We start from the raw sequence: 22,082 nt of genomic DNA, 5'->3' as shown, positions 1-22,082 counted from the left end.
AACACCCAAGTGATGCGACCGCTTCAGTTCCGCTCGGGTGGTTTGGGCATGGTCTCCAAAGTGGCAATCAGGTCTTGCAGCAGCACTTGCAGGGTGCCCTGGAGTACGCGACGCAAGTCGTCTACAGGACCGCCTGCTGCAAGCGCCTGCTCGAGCGCTTCGCAGTCGGCAACCAGGTGACGTACCTTGAGCATTTTGGCCCCACCCTTGATACGGTGAGCCAACGCCTTGAGTGCGCCATCCGGGCCTTGCCCGTCAAGCGTACGCAGCGTTGCAAGGTCTTCGGCCACGCTTTGTGACAACTGCTCGATCAGATGCCGGATCAAATCGTCGTCGTCGCGGGTCAGGTGACGCAATTCGGCCAGGTTCAAGCCAACGGGCCGGGCAGGTGCAGGGGCCGCTTGCGGCTTGCCAGCCGACTGGGGCAGGTGTGCCTTGAGGCCGTGCAGGCCGATAGGCTTGAACAGGCAGTCATTCATTCCGCTGGCCAGGCATCGCTCCCGCTCCTCGGCCTGGGCATTGGCGGTCACCCCCAGAATCGTTACGGGCGACAATCCTTGCCGGCGTTCTTGAGCACGGATACGGCGGGCCAGTTCGTGACCATCCATCACAGGCATGCTGCAGTCGGTGATCACCACGTCAAAGTGCGCTTCACGCCACAGTTGCAGCGCGATTTCGCCGTTCTGCGCCTGGGTCACCTGATGCCCCAGTGAGCGCAACTGGCGGTCAAGCAACAGCAGGTTGGCCGGATAGTCGTCCACGACCAGAATGTTCATCGTGCAAACCTCAAGGTCCGTGGCTGAGTCCTGCTTGTCGGTACTGAGCTCAGCGGCGCACTGGGGCAGGGCCATCACGATCTGTACTTTGGTGCCCACGCCTTCGACACTTTGCAGCGTCAGCGTACCGCCCATGAGCTCGGCAAGAGCCCGGCTAATGACAAGACCCAGCCCGGTGCCCTGGCGCGCACGGGGCCCGTCGACCTGAACGAATGCATTGAACAGACGCGCCTGGTCCGCAGGACTTATGCCAATACCCGAGTCGCGGACACAAAGCTCGACGCACTGGCGTTCCCCTTGCAACGACGTGTGCATCGAGGTGTGGACTTCACCACGGTCGGTGAACTTGATCGCATTGCTGATCAGGTTCGACAGCACCTGCTTCAGGCGCGCAGCATCTACCTGAACCCACACAGGTTCGGTGGGTAGGTCACAGGCAAGCTCAAGGCCCTTGGCCCTCGCATTGCCCTCGAAGACGCGAACGGTGGCGCGCACCAGGTCCACCAGGTCGGTGGGGGTCGGCTGCAAACTGATGTGGCCTGATTCGATCCTGGAAATATCAAGAATATCGCCTATCAGCGCTAGCAGACCCAGTGCTGACTCATGCGCGGTCTCGAGCATGTGGGTATCGCATCGACCGTCGCGACTGTCCTCGAGCGCCAATTCCAACAAGCCGATCACGGCATTCATGGGGGGTGCGTATCTCGTGGCTCATGGTGGTCAGGAACGTGCTTTTCATGAGGCTGGCCTGCTCGGCTTCATCCTTGGCATGGCGAAGCTGCTCCAGCAAGCCACGACTCAGCGCCAGTTGTGTCTGCAGGGCGCGCTCGGCTTCGACTCGCTTCTGGATCAGTTTGCGCAGGTAGCTGTTCCAGAAGACGACACCTGCGATCAGCAACGCCGCAAGGACCAACACCTGTAGCGCCAGTTCTCGGTAGTTGCGCCATGGGCTGTCGCTGACCACGGTGCTGGTCCTCCAGCGATTGATCAATTGCTCGAGTTCTTCGGGCGCGATGCTCAGTAAGGCTTTGTTCAGGATCGATTGCAATTGTGGCTGATCGGCCGCGACGGCAAACGCCGCAACGGCCGGATCTTCGTCAAGGATGCTTGCGATCTGAAGTCGGTTCTTGAAGACGTGACTGATGTAGTAAGCCGCATTGATATGGCTGCTCAAAGCGGCATCGGCACTGCGATTGACCACAGCCTCCATCAGGTCCAGAGGGTTGTCGACTTCGACAAGCCGGGCCTGGGGGTAGCGCTGTTGCAGCATGGCGCGCTGCGGAGAGCTGCGAATCAACGCGATTCGTTGCGGTTCAAAGCGCTGGACACCGGCCTGCACAGGGTAATCGGCGCGGGTAACGAGCACGCGCGGGCTGATCAGGTAGGGCCGTGTGTAGCGCACGTGCTTGGACCGTTCGGCGCCGTAACCCAACGCGCCGATCATCATTGCGTCGCCTTGGCCCAGGCGGTCGATCATGGACTGGGCGGACTCGGCTTGCCTGGTATGAAATTGCAGCCCGGTCCTCAGGGTAATTTGTTTGAGCAGGTCCAGGGTTATGCCACTGGGCCGCTGCTGGTCATCGTAGAACGTCAAGGGCGCCAAGGCCGGATTGATCAACACGTCTACGACCGGGTGAGCCGTGATCCAGGCTTGCTCCTCGTCGGTCAGTACACTTAGGTGGCGCTGCAACAAAAGGCTGGTGTTGCTGTTGCTCCAGCGCTTGAGGATGGCCAGGCGCTCGCTTTCGCCAATCCGGCGCAGTGCCTTGTCGAGCAGTTGACGCAGTGCATCGTTATCGCGTGCCACTGCAAAGGCAAACGCTTCAGGAACAATCGGTGAGAAGTGATCGATCCGCAGGGCACCGCTGAACGTCTTGCCGATCAGATAGTCGGTGCTGATTGCATCGCCCAAGTAGGCGTCCGCTTCGCCCATTGCCACGGCGGCCAGACCCGCCTGGGTGGAGCGATACAAAATCAGCTGCGCTGCCGGGTAAAGGGCCCGGGCACGATTGGCGGGCAGGTAATGGTCAACCATGGCCAGACGCAGCCCTGCAAGGTCGTGGGCAGGTGCAAGGCGCTGGCCTTCGCGGGTCACGATCACCGGCAGGTCATCGGCATACGCTGTAGTCAAGCTCAACCCGGCGTCTGCAGCCTCAAAGCTGTTGGAGCTGCCCAGCACGTCCACACGTCCTTCATGCAGCGCCTCTATAGCCTGATAACGGCTTTCGAAACGTTTGACTTCAACGGCTATCCCCAACAACTCGGCGATGATGCCGACGTAATCTGCCGTCAGGCCTTCGTAGTCATTGGGACTGACATTGATATCGAATGGCGGATAGTCGGGCCGGGAGGTGCCCAACACCAAGCGCTTGCGGGCGTCCAGCCACTGGCGCTCGGCCGTTTGCAGATTCAAAGGCTGCGTGGCACTTACTGAACGGGCCAGCAAACTGCGCGTCTCGCTGGCCAGCGACTGCGCGACGGCGCACGCCAGCACCATCAGCAGGACGGTGCTCGTCAGCACGCGTTTGATCGTCATGCGCCGCTCAGTAGACGTGGTTACGCTTGGCGAGATCGACCATCTCCACCAGTGACTCGGTCTTGAGCTTTTCCATGATCCGGCCGCGGTAGGTGCTGATGGTTTTGGCGCTGAGGTTCATGCAGCTGCCGATGTTCTTGTTGCTTTCTCCACGTGCCAGGCGCCTGAGGACTTCCATTTCGCGGTTGGAAAGGCTCGCCAAGCGCACCGGCTCGCTTTCCAGCGAATTGCTGTTGACCGACATCTGCGGGAACGTCGAATAGCCCTTTACCAGGGCCTTGAGCGCGAACAGCAAGGCTTCGTGATCTTCCTCCTTGGTCACGAATGCGCCGATGCCTGCGTCCAGACAGCGGCGTACATATAAGTCAGTTGCCTGGCCGGTGAGGACCATGATTTTGGGCACCTGATCGAGCGATTGCAGGCGCTTGATGACTTCCATCCCGTCCAGCCCAGGCAAACCGATGTCCAGAATCACCACGTCCGGTTTCAGCTCGCGTGCCATTTGCGCGACTTCACTGCCATTGCCCACTTCTGCGATCACATTGAAACGTTCATGTTCGAGCAGCATGCGCAAAGATAAGCGGACGATGGGGTGGTCCTCCACGATCAGCACGTTGGTCATTAGGAAAACTCCTGTTCAGATGTGGTCCAGTTCCTGAGATATTCAGGAATACTTCTGTAAGTGGGTTAGTCAGAAGCGCAGCACGATACGACCATTACCGAACTTTGATAATGCCGAGTATAGAAGTGTTGAATTGCCCTGAAGGGGTCGTTGAAAATTCCTACAAAAAACAGGCCGGTTCAGCGGCGTTTGGCCTCTCGTTAGCCGCCGAACCGTAAGATCAGCTACACGCTGTGTGTACTTTACTTACGCGTAGTGACGATGCAGGGTGCTCTACCAACGATTTGCCAACCCGTGCGGGTCGAGCTGCAAGCATGCCCTGGCAGTTGGGGCATCGACCTTGCAAACGTTCCTGCGCACACGCTCGGCAAAAGGTGCACTCGAAGGAGCAGATGAAGGCATCGAGGCTGTCACCGGGCAGGGCGGCATCACAGCACTCGCAGTTGGGGCGCAATTCCAGCATAAGCGTGATTCCTGTCGGGACTGTCTGTACGCAGTGTGTTCCGGACCAGAACTGGCTGGCAAGCTAGACGCGGTACAGGTGCGCATGCCCCGCACGGTAAAGGGCCGATTCGGCGAACGGCGTGTCGCCCAGTACTCGGCCCACCAGAATCAACGCGGTGCGGCGATAACCTTTGACAGTGGCGCGCTCGACGATGTCGTCCAATGTGCCTCGCACCCAATCCTGGTCCGGCCAAGTGGCGCGGTAGACCACGGCAACGGGGCAGTCGCCACCGTAGTGAGGCAGTAGCTGTTCGACGATGCGTGCCAGGTGCTTGACCCCCAGGTGAATGGCTAGCGTCGTGCCATGACGCGCAAGCGCCTCTAGTTGCTCGCCGGCTGGCATGGGCGAGCTGTCTGCGAAGCGGGTCAGGATCACGCTCTGGGCGACGTCGGGCAAGGTCAGTTCGCATCCCAGTAACGCGGCGCTGGCAGCCACGGCGGTGACGCCTGGCACAATCTGGTAGTCGATGCCAAGACGCTGCAGATGGCGGATCTGTTCACCGATGGCGCCATAAAGGCTCGGATCGCCGCTGTGCACACGCGCGACATCCTTGCCCTGCGCATGGGCGCACTCGATGGCGTCGATGATCTGCTCGAGGTGCAGTTCTGCGCTGTTGATCAGGGTATCGGCGCAGTGGCCTTCCAGAACGGCAAGGGGGACCAGAGAGCCGGCATAGATGATGACAGGGCAGGTGCGAATCAGGCGCTGCCCCTTGACCGTGATCAGCTCGGGGTCGCCGGGGCCGGCGCCGATGAAGTAAACCGTCATGGTATTCCTGAATGATTGACAAGGGTGAGCGGGGTCAGTGAGCGATGGCCAGGGTCGCAGGGCCCAGCGTTCGACGCGTGACCAGCAGTTGCGGGTCGCCATTGTACTGGTCAGCCATGGCCAGCGCTGCACTCTCTGCCACGCCCCAGCACCCGCTGTGCGCATAGGCGACGGCTGAGCGATGGCTCAGATGCGTTTCGAAGCGATTCAAGTGCGGTGCAGGGTAGAACACCAAGGGCAGCGCCAGGTGGCTGGCCAGTGCATGCAGCCCTGGCTCGTGCGCCTTGAGATCGATGCTGGCGATACCGTGAAGGTGTGCAGGGTCCAGGCCTCGCTGGGCGAGGCCTTGTTCGAGCAAGGTCAACAAGCTGTCCATCGGGCAACCCCTGCGGCAGCCAAACCCTGCGTAGAACGGCTTCACTCTGGTCGGCTGAAGCGGCGATACAGCGCTGCGCTGATCAGGCCAAGGGCAAGCCAGAATGCTGCATTGGTGAGCCAGGACGCCAGCTGGAACTGAGTCTCCAGCGCCGCTGGAGCCAAACTCTGGTGCACCTCAGGCTGAGGCGCACCCAACACGTGCGGCAGCAGCAGGACAATGACGCCCACCCCCTTCAAGGCCCAGTGGCGGGCAAATACCAGCAGTGCCAGGCCCACGGCCGTGGCACCCGCAGCGCCAGCCCACCAGACCTGGCGTTGCGCCAGGTCCGCCGCAGCGGTGCCCGGCAGCTCCGGCGGCAGCCCGAGCGTGGGCGCCAGGCAGAACACGGCGAAACCGGCCAGGCCCCAGGCAGCACCACTGGCCGTGGTGCGCGGTTGGCGCAGGCTGTACAAGCCAGCCAGTATCAAAGCGAACCCCACCGCCACGACCAGGTTGCCGCCGGTGGTCGAGAGCGTGCGCTGCCAACCCTCTTCGGGTGACCAGGCCTCGTCACTGTGCTCATGGGCAGCCTCGGTACCTTGGGCATGGGCATGTGCCGGGGCCGATGCCTCGTATGTCTCCGCTTTCAGGATCAGCGGGCTGACCCACAAACTTTGCAGCACGGTCAGCAGCAGTGCCGCCAGCAGTCCGCTGAAGCCCGCCGTACGGGCAATGTGCGTGATCATGGGTGGCAACTCAGTGGCAGGGGAAGGCGGCGCTGTGACGGGTGTCATGCGCAGCGTTGTGAACGGCTTCGATGTGCGAGAAGCCGGCAAAGTAGACCAGGCACAAGCCCAGCAGGCTGGCGCTTACAGCGACGACAATGCGTTGGCTGAGAGATACGGGGGCAACGATGCTGCTAACGTGCGGGCGGGTTGTGACGGGCATTGGCGCCTTCCTCTGCGTATTGGGGACGGGCAGGCGCGGCAGCTGCAGGCGATACCCGCAGGAATGCGACAGCGCCCGCCCACCGCGGGGTGTTGATGGACGCCAGGCCGGTCTCCGGGCTTGCGAGGAGGAGTGTATCTCCTGGGCAGCGTCACCTTCCCATGCCGAATCTCCTGGCACAGTGGTAAAGACGCCTCACTCGCTTACCGTTGCGGGGGCAGCACCGGAATAGTCAAAGCCTGCCTGACAGGCCTGCGACGCACCGATTTCCCGTTTCACCCTCTAGGGGCACCTGACGCAATGCGATAGAAAAGCACGAGCGCTGCGCTGCGTCAAATGCACACGCCACGCGGGCAAGCGCTTGATCATTGCTGAGCGAACGCAATCAGCCGCTCGCCATCGAGCCGATACCGCAGCCACTCGTTCTGCGGTTGCGCCCCTAGTGCGTCATAAAACCCAATGGCCGGCTCGTTCCAATCCAGCACACTCCATTCCAGACGGCCGCAGCCTTGGGCAACCGCCTGCTTGGCAATGTGCCTGAGCAACTGACGTCCGGCGCCATCGCCACGGTCGTTGGGCGCGATGTAGAGGTCTTCCAGGTAGATGCCATTACGCCCAAGCCAGGTCGAGTAACTGTAGAAGTAGATGGCAAAACCAATCGCACGGCCCTCACGTTCGGCCATCAGGCAATGAACGGTGCTGCCTGCATCGAACAGGCTGCGCTCGATGTCCTGGGGAGTGGCCAGCACTTCGTCGCGGGCGCGCTCGTACTCGGCCAATTCGGTAATGAAATCCAGGATCTGTTGGGCGTCAGTGCGTAGGGCAGGGCGAATTACAAGACTCATCGAGCGCTTATCCTTTATCGGCTGCGAGTGGTACAGCTACGTGTATCTGCAAAATTCTCTGTATCTGTACTGCAAGGGTGAAGAGTGCACTGGGCTAGTGTGAACCCTTTCCTGAACCCAGTGGAATACCCGTCATGTTCGCCTCGCTCGACCTGCTGATCGCCTTCGTCCTGTTCGCATTCGTTTCTTCCATCACTCCTGGGCCCAACAACACCATGCTATTGGCTTCGGGCGTGAATTTCGGTGTGCGTCGCTCGGTGCCACATGCGCTGGGCGTCAGCGTCGGGTTCATGATCATGGTGCTTGCCGTCGGCCTGGGCCTGGGAGAGGTGTTCAAGGCCTGGCCTGCGCTCTACACCGTACTGCGCTATGCCGGCGCGGGCTATCTGCTGTACCTGGCTTGGAAAATCGCCACCTCAGGGCCGGTTGGCAGCGCTTCTACGGCAGAGCCCAAGCCTATTGGCTTCTGGGCCGCGGCTGCTTTCCAATGGGTCAACCCGAAGGCCTGGGTCATGGCCATCGGCGCAATAACCACCTATACCCCGGCGCAAGGCTACGTTGCTAACGTGGCGGTCATCGCCGCCTTGTTCGCTTTGGTGAACCTGCCCAGCGTGGGGGTATGGGTCATGTTCGGCAGTGCGCTGCGCGGCCTGCTGCAGAACCCGCGCTGGCTGATGCTGTTCAATGTCCTGATGGCTGCACTGCTGGTCATTTCTCTCTACCCGCTGCTGTTTGTAGAATCGGCGTTTCACCCTTGATGCAGAAGGCAGCGCCCATCATGCAACTGACACCGTGGTCCCACGACTGTAGCGAAGGGTTCACCCTGCGCGGCTGGCGCAGCGAGCCTACAGGGCGGCCCCTGCTGCACGTTCTGCACGGCAACGGGTTCTGCTCGCTGGCCTATCAACCGTTGCTGATGCACCTGGGGCAGCACTTCGATCTTTGGCTCAGCGACGTCCAGGGGCACGGGGACAGTGACCACGGCGGCCCATTCCGTGGCTGGAACCGCACGGCAGCGCTGGCCGCCGAAGCCTTCAGCGCACACGTGGCTGAGTATGGCAACGTACCCCGGCTTGCCATCGGTCATAGTTTCGGTGGAGTGCTCACCGGGTTGCTGCTGGCCAATGAGCCGCAGCTGTTCGAGCGCGCGGTGCTACTCGACCCGGTGATCTTCAGCCGCCGCATGCTGTTTTCGATGAAGCTGGCCGCCTGCTTCGGGTTGAATCGGCACCATGCGCTGGCGCGCAAAACGGCCGGCAGGCGCAGCACCTGGCCGGACCGCCCCTCAGCCATGACTTCCCTGCAAGGGCGGGGCATTTTCAAAGGCTGGAGCGACGCGGCATTGCAGGCCTACGTGGCGCACGCGATCGCCGAAGGCGAAGGGGGTGTAATGCTCAAGTGCCGTCCAAGCCGCGAAGTGGACATTTTCAGTACCTATCCATGCCACCTGTGGTCGAGCCTGGCGCGTATCAGCGTGCCGACGCGTGTGGTGTACGGCAGCCAGACCTACCCTTATGTACAGGCCTCGGCGATACGGCTGGCAGCGCTCAACCCTCATGTCAGTGCGCAGAAGGTCGCCGGCGGACACTGTTTCATGCAGGAAAATCCTGAGGCTGCGGCGCAGGAGGTGCTGGCTTTCCTCCGATCCAGCGTCCTACCCATAGAACACGCTGGACCGTTCCAGGTCGCTAGCCCGTGAGTCGATGCAACGTTATGGTGGCCCCCGCACGTTGAGGAGCGCACGATGAAGACGATTTTGAATACCCGTTCCAACCCTGCCGGGCACTGGGTCGGCGATGGCTTTCCGGTCCGCAGCCTGTTCACCTATGACGACGACGTCAGTCGCACCAGCCCGTTTCTGCTTTTCGATTACGCCGGCCCCCACACCTTTGCCTCCACCTCGGCGCGCCGCGGGGTCGGAGCTCACCCACACCGGGGTTTCGAGACGGTCACGATCGTTTACCAGGGCGAACTCGAGCACCGCGATTCCACTGGCGCTGGCGGGGTCATAGGACCGGGTGACGTTCAGTGGATGACCGCTGCAGACGGCATCGTTCATGAAGAGTTTCATTCACCTGGGTTCGCCCGCAGCGGCGGCGTGCTGGAGTCGGTGCAACTATGGGTGAACCTTCCGGCCCGGTTCAAGCGCGCGCCGGCCGGCTATCAGACCCTGGCCAGCGCCGATATCCCCACGGTGGACTTGGGTGCGGGCGTGGGCAGCCTGCGTGTGATCGCAGGAGAGTATCAAGGCGCGAGCGGCCCGGCTCGCACTTTCACGCCAATGGACGTGTGGGATCTGAACCTTGAGGCCGGCGCCAAACTGGTGCTGCCCGTCCCGGCAGGCCGCACGGCTGCAGTGGTGAGCCTCCAAGGCGGTGTGCGGCTGAACCAGGTCTGTGAGGCTGGCCCGTGCTCGGTGACGATATTGGCCCGTGACGGCGCCGACTTGCTGCTCGAAGCCCCGCAGCACGCTCGTGTGCTGGTGCTGAGCGGCGAGCCTATCGACGAGCCGGTGGTGGCATACGGCCCCTTCGTGATGAACACGCGGGATGAAATCATCGAGTCCATCGAAGGGTTCAAGTCAGGGAAGTTTGGCCGGATGCCCTGAACGCGCACCGTCCCAGGGCGCTAACCACCACCCGTCGCACCGATTCGATACGGCTCGAACTACCCAGCACTCGGCGTGTTCTTCAACTAAGGTGCAGATGGAACCCAGCACTTCGATACCGCATCGTTGCATGCGCCCCGACAGGTTCCTCTTCCTGTGATCCTGTGCCTGACACCCCAGGCCTATTCACCCACAGCTAATTTAAAGAGGGCTCTGCAATGTCTCTGATAGGCGTATCGACACTGGAACTGCGACAGATGATCGAGCAGGCCTGCTTGCCAGATCGGTGTGAAATCAGCTGCGCCGACGGCGCACACCTGACCATCCGCCTTGGAAATGGTCAGGATCTGACACAGGCCGTCACGCTTTGTGATGTCCCGCTCAGCAGCCTCAACAGCAGCAGGGACCTGGTCAATCTGGTCGGCCAATTACACGCAATGCGCGACGGCGCTCCCGTGTACTCGAAGAAGTTGGCCTGACAGCGCGGCGCAACCGACGCTTCTAACCGGCCGTCACTGCAGTTCGAGCAGAAGGTTGAGCCCACCGTCGCCGCACTTGCCCTGGTCTCTGACAACACCATGGTAACTGCGTCCGTCCCAGATGAATGCGACACTGTGCGCTCGGTGCACCTTGTTAGGCAGGGGCGGGCAGATGTGCAGACGCAGTGCAGGCCGCCCTTGAAGGTTGAGCGGTGCGAGCTGGCACTGGCACTCGACACTTTGCGCCACGGGTCCGAACAGGGTATCGCGGACGTAGTCAAGTTGTACCGATGCATTAGGAGCGCGGCCTGGCATTCTCATGGTCGCTGCTCTCCGACCGTGGTACGTGCTGGGGCATGTCGATTTGTCATGACGATCTCCTTTAGGGAAGAAACTTGAGGAGGCTGCAGGCTGCATGGGAGTTCAATCCTGCTTCATGCGTTCAATTCGATTGCGTTGGCGTTCAGGCGCCTGCCTTGCGAAACGTCAGGTTGATGCGGCGCGGGCCCATGCGCGGGTGCACGCCAGGCTTGATGGGCAGTACACCATGAAAGCGTAGACGGTCTTCACCACCCCACACCAGCACATCGCCATGATTCAAGGCGATACGCTGGGTTCTGTCTGAACGTTGCAATCCACCCATTAGGAATACGGCAGGCAAACCCAGCGAGAGGGACACGATGGGTTGGCTGAAATCCTGCTCGTCGCGGTCCTGATGCAGGCTCAGGCGGATACCTGGTTGGTAATGATTGATCAGGCACGCATCCGGTACGAAGCCCTCGAACCCTGCACGCGCAGCGCACTGCGTGGCCAAGGTCAGCAGTACGGGCGGCATCGCCGGCCAGGGTCTACCAGACAGCGGGTCCACGGGGCTGTATCGGTAACCGCGTTCGTCACTGATCCAACCCAGTGCGCCGCAGTTGGTCAGGCCCACGGCCATGTTCAAACCGCCAGGGGTACGCATGTGCCGCCAGGGCGCGCAACGCAGTATCGGGCGAAGCGCATCCAGCACGTGCTCGACATCTTCCAGCGCGACGCCTGGCAACAGGACTGTGCTGGGTGCCAGGTGCTGCGGTTGGGCCCCGAACAGGTCCAGATCGGATTGGATCATCAGTCTGCGTATTCCAGTTGGCCTGTTACCCAGCAGAGGAAAGCTGGAGTTCATGGGTGTTCACTATCAGTGAGGCACCAATTAATTCAAAACGTTTCTGAACGCCATCCGTCTGTTGATGGTCATCATCGTGCCATGGCCGCGGTAGCCGATTGATGATGAGGATTACACATGTCTGAGCACGTACCGGACAACCCCCGCAGGGACTTCCTGCGCAAGACCCTGACCTTGATACCAGTGGTAACGGTGGCCAGTACCGGCATTGGCCTGGGCAGTGCCACCGCACTGGCCGAGCCGGTACGCCAGCCTGAGCAGCCCGAACCCAAGCCCGCTGACACTGCCTACCATCCTGCGTTCTTCACCCCAGAGGAGTTCGCTTTTGTCCAAGCAGCGGTCAGCCGTCTCATTCCAGCCGACGAGCTAGGGCCTGGGGCCCTCGAGGCCGGCGCTGCGCAGTATATCGACCGCCAGATGGGCACTGCTTACGCCAGTGGCGGGCTGTGGTACATGCAAGGTCCGTTCAAGGCCGATGCGGCGCCAGAGCTTGGCTATCAATTGCAACTGACCCCGCAACAAATTTACCGCCTAGGTATCGCGGGTGTTCACCAATGGTGCCTGGCCAACGGTAACAAAGCCTTCCACGCACGCAGCCCCGAGCAGCAGGACAAGGTGCTGGCGCAGCTGGAATCTGGCGAGCTGACTTTGCAGGACGTGCCGGCCAAGGCCTTTTTCAGCCTGCTGCTGCAGAACACGCGCGAAGGCTTTTTCTGCGATCCGGTGCACGGCGGCAACCAGGGCATGGTCGGCTGGAAGCTCATCGGCTTTCCCGGAGCGCGCGCCGACTTCATGGATTGGGCCGAGCGCAACGAGCGCTACCCGTTCCCCCCTGTATCCATTCGCGGCGAGAGGGCCTGAGCCATGGCCAATGCATTGAAGAAGGTCGACGCCGTGATCGTCGGCTTTGGCTGGACCGGGGCCATCATGGCCAAGGAGCTGACCGAGGCCGGCCTGCACGTGGTTGCGCTGGAGCGCGGGCCTATGCAGGACACGTACCCTGACGGCAGTTATCCGCAAGTCATCGACGAGCTGACCTACAGCGTGCGCAAGAAACTGTTCGTGGACCTTTCCAAGGAAACGGTGACCATACGCCATACCGTCAACGATGTAGCGCTGCCGTACCGCCAGCTGGGCGCGTTCTTGCCTGGCAAGGGCGTGGGCGGTGCCGGTTTGCACTGGTCGGGGGTGCACTTTCGGGTCGACCCGATGGAGCTGCGCATGCGCAGCCACTACGAAGAGCGCTACGGCAAATCGTTCATTCCCCAGGACATGACCATTCAGGATTTCGGCGTCAGCTACGAAGAACTGGAACCCTACTTCGACTTTGCCGAGAAGGTGTTCGGCACCTCTGGCCAGGCCTGGACGGTCAAGGGTGAGCTGGTCGGGCAGGGCAAGGGCGGCAACCCGTTTGCCCCAGACCGCTCCAATCCGTTCCCGCTGCCCTCGCAGAAGAACGTGGTGTCGGCCCAGGTTTTCCAGAAAGCCACCTCGTCGTTGGGCTACCACCCTTACAACCTGCCCTCGGCCAACACATCCGGCCCTTACACCAACCCGTATGGCGCTCAGATGGGGCCGTGCAATTTCTGCGGCTTCTGCAGCGGCTACGTGTGCTACATGTATTCCAAGGCGTCGCCCAACGTGAACATCCTGCCAGCGTTGCGCCAGGTGGAGCACTTTGAGCTAAGGCCCAATGCCCATGTGCTGAAGGTGAACCTGGACGACAGCAAGCAGCGTGCGACCGGCGTGACCTATATTGATGCCCAGGGCCGTGAAGTCGAACAGCCGGCTGATTTGGTGATCCTGTCGGCCTTTCAGTTCAACAATGTCCGCCTGATGCTGCTTTCTGGCATCGGCAAGCCCTACGACCCGGTCAAGAATGAGGGTGTGGTCGGGCGCAACTTCGCCTATCAGAACATGGGCACCGTCAAGGCCTTCTTCGACAAGGACTTGCACACCAACAACTTCATCGGCGCCGGTGGCAATGGCGTGGCGATCGACGACTTCAACGCCGACAATTTCGACCATGGCCCCCACGGCTTCGTCGGTGGCTCACCGATGTGGGTCAACCAGGCAGGGACGCGGCCCATCGCAGGTGTAGGCAACCCCCCGGGCACCCCCGCCTGGGGCAGCGCCTGGAAAAAGGCCACGGCCGACTACTACACCCACCAGATCTCCATGGATGCGCACGGCGCGCACCAGTCTTACCGCGGCAATTACCTGGACCTGGACCCAACCTACCGTGATGCCTATGGCCTGCCGCTGCTGCGCATGACCTTCGATTGGCAGGAAAACGACATCCGCATGAATCAGTTCATGGTCGGCAAGCTCAGCGCCATCGCCAAGGCCATGAACCCCAAGGCCATTGCGGTGCTGGGCAAGCAAGTGAACGAGCATTTCAATACTGCCACCTACCAGACCACTCACCTCAACGGTGGGGCGATCATGGGCACCGACCCCAAAACCAGCGCCTTGAACCGCTATTTGCAGTGCTGGGATGTGCACAACGTGTTCGTGCCTGGGGCCTCGGCATTCCCGCAAGGGCTTGGCTACAACCCGACCGGCCTGGTCGCTGCGCTGACCTACTGGTCGGCACGGGCCATTCGTGAACGGTATTTGAAGAACCCCGGCCCCTTGGTGGCGGTGTAAGGAGCGATGAGCATGAACAGAATGTTGATCGCCACGGTCCTGGTTGGGGTGGGCATGACGGCGCAGGCAGCGCAGGACGAGCCGGCGCTGGTCAGCCAGGGTGAGTACCTGGCGCGGGCAGGGGACTGTGTGGCGTGCCACACGGCCAAAGACGGCAAGCCGTTCGCAGGTGGACTGCCGATGGAAACGCCGATCGGCACGATTTACTCGACCAACATCACCCCTTCATCCGAGGGCATTGGTCATTACAGTTTCGAAGATTTCGACCGTGCCCTGCGCCATGGGGTCCGCAAGGATGGCAGTACGCTGTACCCGGCCATGCCATACCCGTCCTATGCCCGGTTGACCGAACCCGACATGCAGGCGTTGTACGCCTACTTCATGAAAGGCGTGGCCCCCGTGCAGGAGCCGAACAAGGACACGGACATTCCTTGGCCCTTGAGCATGCGTTGGCCGTTGTCGATCTGGCGCGGTGTATTCGCCCCGGACCCTGAACCCTGGCAGCCATTGCCCGAGCGAGATCCGGTGGTTGATCGCGGAGCTTACCTGGTCGAAGGCCTGGGCCACTGCGGTGCCTGCCATACCCCAAGGGCACTGACCATGCAGGAAAAAGCGTTAAGTGCAGAGGAGGGCGATGCCTTCCTGGCCGGCAGCGCGCCGCTCGAAGGTTGGGTGGCGAAGAACCTGCGAGGCGATCACAAGGATGGCCTGGGCAGTTGGAGCGAGGCGCAACTGGTGCAGTTTCTCAAGACTGGCCGCAGCGACACCAGTGCCGTGTTCGGTGGCATGAGCGATGTGGTGGAGCACAGCATGCAGTACATGAGCGACGCCGACCTGACGGCCATCGCGCGCTACTTGAAGACCTTGCCGCCCAGCAATCCGAATGACACGCCCCACGTCTATGACCGGCAAGTAGCGGATGCGTTGTGGAAGGGCGACGACAGCAAGCCTGGGGCTGGGGTGTATATCGACAATTGCGCCGCCTGCCACCGTACCGATGGCAAGGGATACACGCGCGTCTACCCAGCGCTTGCCGGTAACCCGGTGGTGCAGACCCAGGATGCTACCTCGTTGATCCATTTGATCCTCAAGGGCGGGACCCTGCCTGCGACCCGCACTGCGCCCTCGACCTTCACCATGCCGGCCTATGGCTGGCGCCTGAGCGATCAGGAGGTGACTGACGTGGTCAACTTCATTCGCACCAGTTGGGGTAACCAAGGGGAGCCTATCGAGGTCAAGGCGGTGAAAAAGCTGCGCACAAGCGACATGAAGCAGACATCGGGTGATGACCTCGGGCAGGTGACCGAGCATTAGACGTTGTTGACTGTAGTTAGGCCGCTGCCAGAACGACTGTGTTGGGACTGTGGGGTAGGAGCGGTCTAGCCGGGTCGGAGGACCGGCAAGACCGTTCCCGGAAATCGGCTAGCCTCAGAGGCGGCGTTAGCAGTTGCTTCTGCCAAGTCCAAGCCTGCGCTATCTCAGCCAATACAGGACCAAGATAGATACCGTCTTGACCCTCAAATCGTACTTGGGAGGTGAGGATCAAGACGGTATCTACCCGCAAACAGGCGACACGGAGGATTCCCGATCAACGGTGGATTGACGCGCACAGGTGTTTTTGTTCTAGTGAAACCGGTTTCATCATGATCACAACAACCATAAGGTCCCATCATGAGCCCAGCACCCGCGCCAGTGCGCGACCGTGTCACCATCAGCGAGGTGGCCCGTGTCGCAGGCGTCTCCAAGGCCACCGTTTCCCGGTACATAGGGGGTGATCGCCAATTGCTGGCCGATGCCACGGCCCAGCGCCTGGGCGAGGTGATCGAGCAGCTTGGCTATCGGCCAAATCAGATGGCGCGCGGGCTCAAGCGCGGGCAGACACGGCTGATCGGCATGTTGGTCGCCGATATTCTCAACCCCTATTCGGTCGCCGTTATGCACGGCGTGGAGACGGCGTGCCGCCAGCATGGCTACAGCCTGGTCGTGTGCAACACCAACCGCGATGACGAGCAAGAGCGCCACCACCTGCGCGCCTTGCAGTCATACAACGTGGAAGGGCTGATCGTGAACACCCTGGGCCACCACCCGGGTGAGTTGCTTACCGTCATGCGTGACCTGCCCATCGTGCTGGTCGACCGGCAGTTGCCTGAGCTCAACGCCGACCTGGTCGGCCTGGACAATGCGCATGCGATGCAGCAGGGTATCGAGCATCTGCACGCCCGTGGTTACCGAAACATTCTCGCCATAACCGAGCCGCTGGACGGTACCAGCTCGCGAGCCGAGCGCGTCCAGGCGTTGACAGCCCTTGTCCAAACCCGTGCTGACATGCAGTGCCAAGTGGTGCCAACCGGCCCTGAACTGTCGCAAGCGATCACCCGCTTCCTGGGGAGCGACGGCACCCGTCCCAAGGCACTTTTCACCCTCAATGGCGTTGCGACGCTGGCGGTGACCACCGCATTGCGCGAGGCCGGCCATGCGCTGTTCGGTGAGGTCGGGGTGATCGCATTGGACGACCTTGACTGGTACCCCTTGGTTGGCAACGGCATCACGGCCCTGGCGCAGCCCACCGAACGCATCGGTATGGCAGCCTTCGAACACTTGCTCAGTCGCCTGCACGGTGAACAAGGCGCCGCCCGGCGCATCGATTTCAAAGCGTCGCTGATCATACGAGGTTCCACCCACCCACGCTGAACACAACGGCGGCCTGTGCCTTGCCCGCGATGCCTGCCGCTTAAAAATGAAACCGGTTTCATAGGACAATAACAATGCATGCAAATCCTGTTTCCATCAGCCTGTCCAGCTACGGCGCAGACTTCGTCCGACAACGCGGCCAGGAGCAGTTCATCGATCTGCTGGCCAGCGCCGGGGCAAGCCGCGTGGAGTTACGTGAGGAGTTGTTCTCATGCCAGCCCGACCCGACTGCCCTGGGTGCTTTCATCGCCGGTGCAGGGCTGCAATGTCTGTACTCCACGCCGCTGGAGCTCTGGTGCGCCCAAGGGGACCTCGCGTCCGAGTTGAAGACCAAGCTGCGCATCGCCAAGGCACTTGGAGCTGTGGCGGTGAAGGTGTCCCTGGGGCATTACCGGGGTGACGTCGACATGCGGGCATTACGGGCGCTGCTGTCCGAGGACGGCCCGGTATTGCTGGTCGAGAACGACCAGACTGAGCACGGTGGGCGGATAGCGCCGCTCGTGGGTTTCTTCGAACAGGCACAGGCGTGCGGTGTGCGCGTCGGCATGACGTTCGACATCGGCAACTGGCAGTGGCTGGACGAGCCAGTGCTGGAAGCGGCCAGCCGGCTTGGACGTTGGGTGGAGTACGTGCATTGCAAGGCAGTGATACGCCATGCCACCGGGCGGCTGGTAGCCACTGCACCTCAAGCATCCGACCTTGAGCACTGGCAGCAGGTGCTGGCCCATTTCACCCCTGGGGTCGCGCGCGCGGTCGAATACCCGCTGCTTGGCGAAGACTTGCTGACCGTGACGCGCAGCCATGTACGTCAACTGTCCACCCTCGGTGCGCGTCGCTGCGTACGGGAGCTGAGCCATGCCTGATCATGACGTGTTGTGCTTCGGCGAGACCATGGCCATGTTCGTGGCCGACGATGTGGGGGATCTCGCACAGGTCGAGCGTTTCGGCAAACGCATCGCCGGCGCCGACAGCAATGTCGCCATCGGGTTGTCGCGGCTTGGCTTTGGCGTGCGCTGGATCAGCCGGGTAGGCAACGACTCGCTGGGGCGCTTCGTGCTCGACAGCTTGCGTGCAGAAGGGCTCGACTGCGCTGATGTGCAGGTTGACCCCACTCATCCTACGGGTTTTCAACTGAAGGCGCGCTGCGATGACGGCAGTGATCCGGTCGTCGAGTATTTCCGGCGTGGCTCGGCAGCCAGCCACATGAGTGCTTCGATGCTGGATCCTGCCTGGCTGAGCGCGGGCCACCTGCATGTAACCGGCATTCCGCTGGCGCTGTCGGATGGCTGTCGGACGCTGGCCCAGGCGTTGGTCAGCCAGATGCGCACAGCCGGTCGCACCATCTCATTCGACCCCAACCTGCGCCCGACGCTATGGCCCGACAAGCAGCGCATGGTCGAGGAGATCAACGCCATTGCTGCCCAGGCCAACTGGGTGTTGCCGGGGCTGGAGGAGGGGCGTCTGCTCACGGGGCGTCAGACACCTGCCGAGATCGCCGGCTTTTACCTGGACCTTGGTGTGGACCTGGTGGTGATCAAGCTGGGCGAGGCGGGCGCCTATTACCGCAGCGCCAACGACGAGGGCCAGGTCGCGGCCGTACCCGCGCCATGGGTGGTCGACACCGTGGGCGCTGGCGATGCCTTCGCCGTCGGTGTGCTCAGCGCCTTGCTCGAAGGCCAGCCCGTCGAGCACGCCGTTGCCCGTGGCAATTGGTGCGGCAGCCGCGCCGTGCAGTCGCGCGGTGACATGGAGGGCTTGCCGCGCCGGCACGACCTGACGGCATACGAATTCCCACATAACCCTGAAATACGCACGGCCTGAATCACCTGTCGCACAAAAACAACAAGCTCAGGAGAAACTCACCATGAAACGTACAAGCCTGGCGCCACGCCGTTGGTGGTACATCATCCCCATCGTGTTCATCACCTACAGCCTTGCCTACCTGGACCGTGCCAACTACGGCTTCGCAGCAGCATCGGGCATGGCCGAAGACCTGCACATCACCCCTGTGCTGTCCTCGCTACTGGGCGCGCTGTTCTTTCTGGGCTACTTCTTCTTCCAGGTGCCAGGTGCTATCTATGCCGAAAAGCGCAGCGTCAAGAAGCTTATCTTCGTCTGCCTGATCCTGTGGGGTGGGCTGGCCACGCTGACCGGCATGGTCAGCAACGTGTACATGCTGATCGGCATCCGTTTTCTGCTGGGCGTGGTGGAGGCGGCGGTGATGCCGGCCATGCTGGTCTACCTGTGCCATTGGTTCACCCGTGCGGAACGCTCGCGCGCCAACACCTTCCTGATGCTGGGCAACCCAGTGACCATCCTGTGGATGTCGGTGGTATCGGGCTACCTGATCAAGCATTTCGACTGGCGCTGGATGTTCATCATCGAAGGCTTGCCGGCGGTGATCTGGGCGTTTTGCTGGTGGCGCCTGGTCGATGACCGGCCTGCGCAGGTTTCCTGGCTGAGCGAGCAGGAGAAAAATGATCTGCAACAGGCACTGGCGGCAGAGCAGCAGGGCATCAAGCCGGTCAAGAACTACCGTGAGGCGTTTCGCTCGCCGCAGGTGATCATCCTGGCACTGCAGTATTTCTGCTGGAGCATTGGCGTATATGGCTTCGTGCTGTGGCTACCCTCGATCCTCAAGCAGGCGGCCAACGTCGACATCGTCGAGGCCGGCTGGCTGGCCTCGGTGCCTTACCTGGCGGCGGTGATCGCCATGGTGGGCGTCTCCTGGGCCTCTGATCGGATGCAACGGCGCAAGCGCTTCGTGTGGCCACCGCTGCTGGTGGCAGCGCTCGCTTTCTACGGCTCCTACGCATTGGGGACCGAGCACTTCTGGTTGTCGTATGCCCTGCTGGTGGTCGCCGGGGCCTGCATGTATGCCCCCTACGGCCCGTTCTTCGCAATCGTGCCCGAGATTCTGCCGGCCAACGTGGCCGGTGGCGCCATGGCCTTGATCAACAGCATGGGCGCGCTGGGCTCGTTCGGTGGCTCGTGGCTGGTGGGGTACCTCAACGGCGCCACGGGTAGCCCTGCGGCCTCGTACCTGTTCATGTGTGGCGCGCTGCTGTGTGCCGTCGCCCTGACCGCAGCGCTGAACAACTCAACCACCTCCGGGCGCGCCAAGACGCCTTGCCTGCGTCCGGCCACCCCCTTCAGGAACCCAACATGAAAAAACGCATCGTGTTGTACAAGGCGTTGTCCCACGACTTGCTCGCGCGCCTTCAGGCCGCGGCAGAGGTCACCACCGTCGACCTGGCCCGCCCCGATGGGATGGCGCGCTTGCGTGATGCGCTGCCCGGCGCCCACGGCTTGCTAGGCGCCAGTTTGCGCCTGGATGCCAGCCTGCTCGACCTGGCGCCCGAGCTTGAGGTCATTTCCAGTGTGTCGGTGGGGGTGGACAACTACGACATCACCGACCTTGATCGACGCGGCATCGTGCTCACCAATACGCCCGATGTGTTGACCGAAACCACGGCCGACACTGGCTTCGCACTGATCCTGGCCACGGCCAGGCGGGTGGTGGAACTGGCCAACTGGGTGCGCGATGGTCATTGGCAATCAAGCCTTGGCCCTGCGCAGTTCGGCAGCGACGTACACGGCAAGACGCTGGGCATCGTCGGCATGGGGCGTATCGGCGAAGCACTGGCGCGGCGGGCGGCCGCGGGTTTCGGCATGCAGGTGATCTACCACAGCCAGCGACCCAAGCCTGACGTCGAGACCCGCTACGGGGCCAGACGCGTTGCGCTGGACGCGCTATTGGCGCAGGCAGATTTCGTCTGCCTCACCGTCCCGTTGAGCGCAGCTACCGAGGGGCTGATCGGGCGCAAGGAACTGGCGCTGATGAAACCTGCGGCCATCCTGATCAACATCTCCCGAGGGCGTGTCGTGGACGAACAGGCGCTGATCGATGCCCTCGAAACACGGCGCATCCGCGGCGCGGGCCTGGATGTGTTCGTTCAGGAGCCATTGGCGGTGGACTCGCCTTTGCTGCGGCTGGCTAACGTGGTGGCCACCCCGCACATAGGTTCGGCCACCGAAGAAACCCGGCAAGCGATGGCGCGTTGCGCCGTGGACAACATGCTCGCCGCGCTGGCGGGTAGACGCCCAGCCAACGCGGTCAACGGCTGATGCGCCGCCGGTGAGGGTGGTCGATCAGCGGCAGTTGCCGGCTTTGCGGTAGCCCGCTGCCTGGGCTTCTACCTCGGTTGCGAAGGCGACCTGGTTCTTGGGCGCGACCTGGTGATAGCCCGGGCACCCGGCAGACAAGTGATACACGTGGCTGTTGCGGTTGCCCAGCACGGCGCCCACGGGGGCTTGGCTTGCTACGGTGGTACGGGCAGGCGCCGCCAGCGACGGCTGCACGCCATCGCCCGTGGGGGTGTAGTTCAGGGTCCACTTGCGTTCGCCCGTGACGAACGGGTTGGCGTGGCCCATGATGGCGGAAATGCGTCTGTCGCGCTCTTTTTCCCAGGCTGAAACGGGGTGCTGGCGGTCCCATGCCATCAGCAGCTGTTGCTGTTGGCGCGACATGTTCAAGCGGTAGCGATCGAACATGTAGAACGTGGTACGGGCGACCAGGCCCTTGACTTCATCCCTGGGCTCGGCCGCGCGCTGGGCAAAATCCACCTTGGTCGTGCACTGGCCATATTCGCCCTGGTTGCCACTGACCATCCCGTAGTTGAAATTGCTGCGGTCACCGTTGACCTCACCCACGGCAGGGTAGAGGTTGAAGAGGTCGGCCTCCATGGCGCGGAAGACCGGGTCGCTGTCCACGCAGTGCTCCCGGCCGCCGTTTTTCCAGCACTGGCGTTGGTTGCCGAAGGTATGGGCCGGCACGATGTGCTCCCACTCGGTGCGCTCGGCGCGGTTTTGCTGTTTGCGGGTCTGGTAGCCACACGAAGCCGCGTCGATCCGTCCGCCTGACTTGCCTACCCATGTCCATTGGCAGCCGCAATACAGCTCGCCCATGGCGCTCTTGCCCTGGTCCATGTAGATCTGCTGCTTGGCCACGACCTTGGCTTCGGCAAAAGTGGAGGGCGGGTTTGCCCAGGCAGGGCTACTTAGAATCAGAAGTAGATGAAGGGCGTAACGCAATGATTTCATGGGTAAACAACACGCAGATTACTGGGGCG

Annotated in this window: 22 protein-coding genes, 1 pseudogene and 1 riboswitch; of the genes and pseudogenes, 12 read left to right on the top strand and 11 right to left on the bottom strand. The window is 62.0% G+C overall.

Translation table 11 applies throughout. The annotated features are described in order from the left end of the window. Positions 1–23 precede the first annotated feature (23 nt). From ACK59L_RS04035 to ACK59L_RS04000, 8 genes and pseudogenes are all read right to left on the bottom strand, one after another. A pseudogene (locus ACK59L_RS04035) lies at positions 24–3,306 on the bottom strand (transporter substrate-binding domain-containing protein). Between the two features lie 13 nt (positions 3,307–3,319). Continuing rightward, positions 3,320–3,934 carry a response regulator transcription factor gene (locus ACK59L_RS04030; protein ID WP_196136034.1) on the bottom strand — a complete coding sequence of 205 codons (615 nt, stop codon included), beginning with the start codon at positions 3,932–3,934 and terminating at the stop codon, positions 3,320–3,322. Positions 3,935–4,154: 220 nt separating this feature from the next. Then, positions 4,155–4,397, bottom strand: coding sequence for a DUF1272 domain-containing protein (locus ACK59L_RS04025; protein ID WP_409272026.1), 243 nt, complete (start codon positions 4,395–4,397; stop codon positions 4,155–4,157). A 63-nt stretch (positions 4,398–4,460) separates the two neighbouring features. Next, positions 4,461–5,207, bottom strand: coding sequence for a precorrin-4 C(11)-methyltransferase (gene cobM, locus ACK59L_RS04020; protein ID WP_144967655.1), 747 nt, complete (start codon positions 5,205–5,207; stop codon positions 4,461–4,463). Positions 5,208–5,241: 34 nt separating this feature from the next. After that, positions 5,242–5,628 carry a cobalamin biosynthesis protein gene (locus ACK59L_RS04015; RefSeq protein WP_153010305.1) on the bottom strand — a complete coding sequence of 129 codons (387 nt, stop codon included), beginning with the start codon at positions 5,626–5,628 and terminating at the stop codon, positions 5,242–5,244. Beyond that, positions 5,625–6,311 carry a CbtA family protein gene (locus ACK59L_RS04010; protein ID WP_409272023.1) on the bottom strand — a complete coding sequence of 229 codons (687 nt, stop codon included), beginning with the start codon at positions 6,309–6,311 and terminating at the stop codon, positions 5,625–5,627. The genes ACK59L_RS04015 and ACK59L_RS04010 overlap by 4 nt, the downstream gene beginning before the upstream one ends. Before the next feature lie 10 nt (positions 6,312–6,321). Beyond that, positions 6,322–6,513 carry a CbtB domain-containing protein gene (locus ACK59L_RS04005; RefSeq protein ID WP_196136031.1) on the bottom strand — a complete coding sequence of 64 codons (192 nt, stop codon included), beginning with the start codon at positions 6,511–6,513 and terminating at the stop codon, positions 6,322–6,324. Between the two features lie 87 nt (positions 6,514–6,600). Beyond that, positions 6,601–6,824: riboswitch (cobalamin riboswitch) on the bottom strand. A 54-nt stretch (positions 6,825–6,878) separates the two neighbouring features. Next, on the bottom strand, positions 6,879–7,358 hold the full coding sequence (locus ACK59L_RS04000; protein ID WP_409272021.1) for a GNAT family N-acetyltransferase: 480 nt from the start codon (positions 7,356–7,358) through the stop codon (positions 6,879–6,881). 134 nt (positions 7,359–7,492) lie between these two features. On the opposite strand from ACK59L_RS04000, the gene ACK59L_RS03995 reads away from it, so the two are divergent. From ACK59L_RS03995 to ACK59L_RS03980, 4 genes are all read left to right on the top strand, one after another. Next, positions 7,493–8,116 (top strand): LysE family translocator, encoded by a 624-nt coding sequence (locus tag ACK59L_RS03995; RefSeq protein ID WP_196136029.1) that lies wholly within the window; start codon positions 7,493–7,495, stop codon positions 8,114–8,116. A 20-nt stretch (positions 8,117–8,136) separates the two neighbouring features. Continuing rightward, positions 8,137–9,057 (top strand): alpha/beta fold hydrolase, encoded by a 921-nt coding sequence (locus tag ACK59L_RS03990; RefSeq protein WP_409272019.1) that lies wholly within the window; start codon positions 8,137–8,139, stop codon positions 9,055–9,057. A gap of 45 nt (positions 9,058–9,102) precedes the next feature. Continuing rightward, positions 9,103–9,966 (top strand): pirin family protein, encoded by an 864-nt coding sequence (locus ACK59L_RS03985; protein ID WP_409272017.1) that lies wholly within the window; start codon positions 9,103–9,105, stop codon positions 9,964–9,966. A gap of 218 nt (positions 9,967–10,184) precedes the next feature. Then, a complete protein-coding gene (locus tag ACK59L_RS03980) occupies positions 10,185–10,445 on the top strand; it encodes a DUF1652 domain-containing protein (RefSeq protein WP_058605004.1) in 261 nt (86 codons plus the stop codon). 33 nt (positions 10,446–10,478) lie between these two features. On the opposite strand, the gene ACK59L_RS03975 is transcribed toward ACK59L_RS03980, so the two are convergent. Then, positions 10,479–10,766 carry a hypothetical protein gene (locus ACK59L_RS03975; RefSeq protein ID WP_049695925.1) on the bottom strand — a complete coding sequence of 96 codons (288 nt, stop codon included), beginning with the start codon at positions 10,764–10,766 and terminating at the stop codon, positions 10,479–10,481. Between the two features lie 142 nt (positions 10,767–10,908). Beyond that, complete coding sequence (gene alkB, locus ACK59L_RS03970; RefSeq protein ID WP_409272014.1) at positions 10,909–11,556, bottom strand: DNA oxidative demethylase AlkB; 648 nt, start codon at positions 11,554–11,556, stop codon at positions 10,909–10,911. A 171-nt stretch (positions 11,557–11,727) separates the two neighbouring features. On the opposite strand from alkB, the gene ACK59L_RS03965 reads away from it, so the two are divergent. From ACK59L_RS03965 to ACK59L_RS03930, 8 genes are all read left to right on the top strand, one after another. Continuing rightward, a complete protein-coding gene (locus ACK59L_RS03965; protein WP_409272012.1) occupies positions 11,728–12,471 on the top strand; it encodes a gluconate 2-dehydrogenase subunit 3 family protein in 744 nt (247 codons plus the stop codon). Between the two features lie 3 nt (positions 12,472–12,474). Continuing rightward, entirely contained in the window at positions 12,475–14,259 is a 1,785-nt protein-coding gene (locus ACK59L_RS03960) for a GMC family oxidoreductase (RefSeq protein ID WP_196136024.1), read from the top strand. Positions 14,260–14,271: 12 nt separating this feature from the next. After that, entirely contained in the window at positions 14,272–15,573 is a 1,302-nt protein-coding gene (locus ACK59L_RS03955; RefSeq protein WP_409272010.1) for a c-type cytochrome, read from the top strand. Between the two features lie 357 nt (positions 15,574–15,930). After that, positions 15,931–16,950: a LacI family DNA-binding transcriptional regulator gene (locus ACK59L_RS03950; protein WP_409272008.1), complete on the top strand. Its 1,020-nt coding sequence runs from the start codon at positions 15,931–15,933 to the stop codon at positions 16,948–16,950. A gap of 74 nt (positions 16,951–17,024) precedes the next feature. After that, entirely contained in the window at positions 17,025–17,813 is a 789-nt protein-coding gene (locus ACK59L_RS03945) for a sugar phosphate isomerase/epimerase family protein (RefSeq protein WP_409272006.1), read from the top strand. Beyond that, entirely contained in the window at positions 17,806–18,771 is a 966-nt protein-coding gene (locus ACK59L_RS03940) for a sugar kinase (RefSeq protein WP_409272004.1), read from the top strand. The genes ACK59L_RS03945 and ACK59L_RS03940 overlap by 8 nt, the downstream gene beginning before the upstream one ends. A gap of 43 nt (positions 18,772–18,814) precedes the next feature. Continuing rightward, positions 18,815–20,119, top strand: coding sequence for an MFS transporter (locus ACK59L_RS03935; RefSeq protein WP_196136019.1), 1,305 nt, complete (start codon positions 18,815–18,817; stop codon positions 20,117–20,119). Beyond that, positions 20,116–21,078: a 2-hydroxyacid dehydrogenase gene (locus tag ACK59L_RS03930; protein WP_409272002.1), complete on the top strand. Its 963-nt coding sequence runs from the start codon at positions 20,116–20,118 to the stop codon at positions 21,076–21,078. Before ACK59L_RS03935 ends, ACK59L_RS03930 begins: the two co-directional genes overlap by 4 nt. A 24-nt stretch (positions 21,079–21,102) precedes the next feature. On the opposite strand, the gene ACK59L_RS03925 is transcribed toward ACK59L_RS03930, so the two are convergent. Then, positions 21,103–22,053, bottom strand: a complete 951-nt coding sequence (locus tag ACK59L_RS03925; RefSeq protein ID WP_409272000.1) for an endonuclease — start codon at positions 22,051–22,053, stop codon at positions 21,103–21,105. Positions 22,054–22,082 lie beyond the last annotated feature (29 nt).

It is taken from the genome of Pseudomonas sp. KCJK9111, from assembly GCF_046231935.1.
GTDB lineage: Bacteria > Pseudomonadota > Gammaproteobacteria > Pseudomonadales > Pseudomonadaceae > Aquipseudomonas > Aquipseudomonas parafulva_B.
This window is presented reverse-complemented; position numbering and strand designations above follow the sequence as displayed.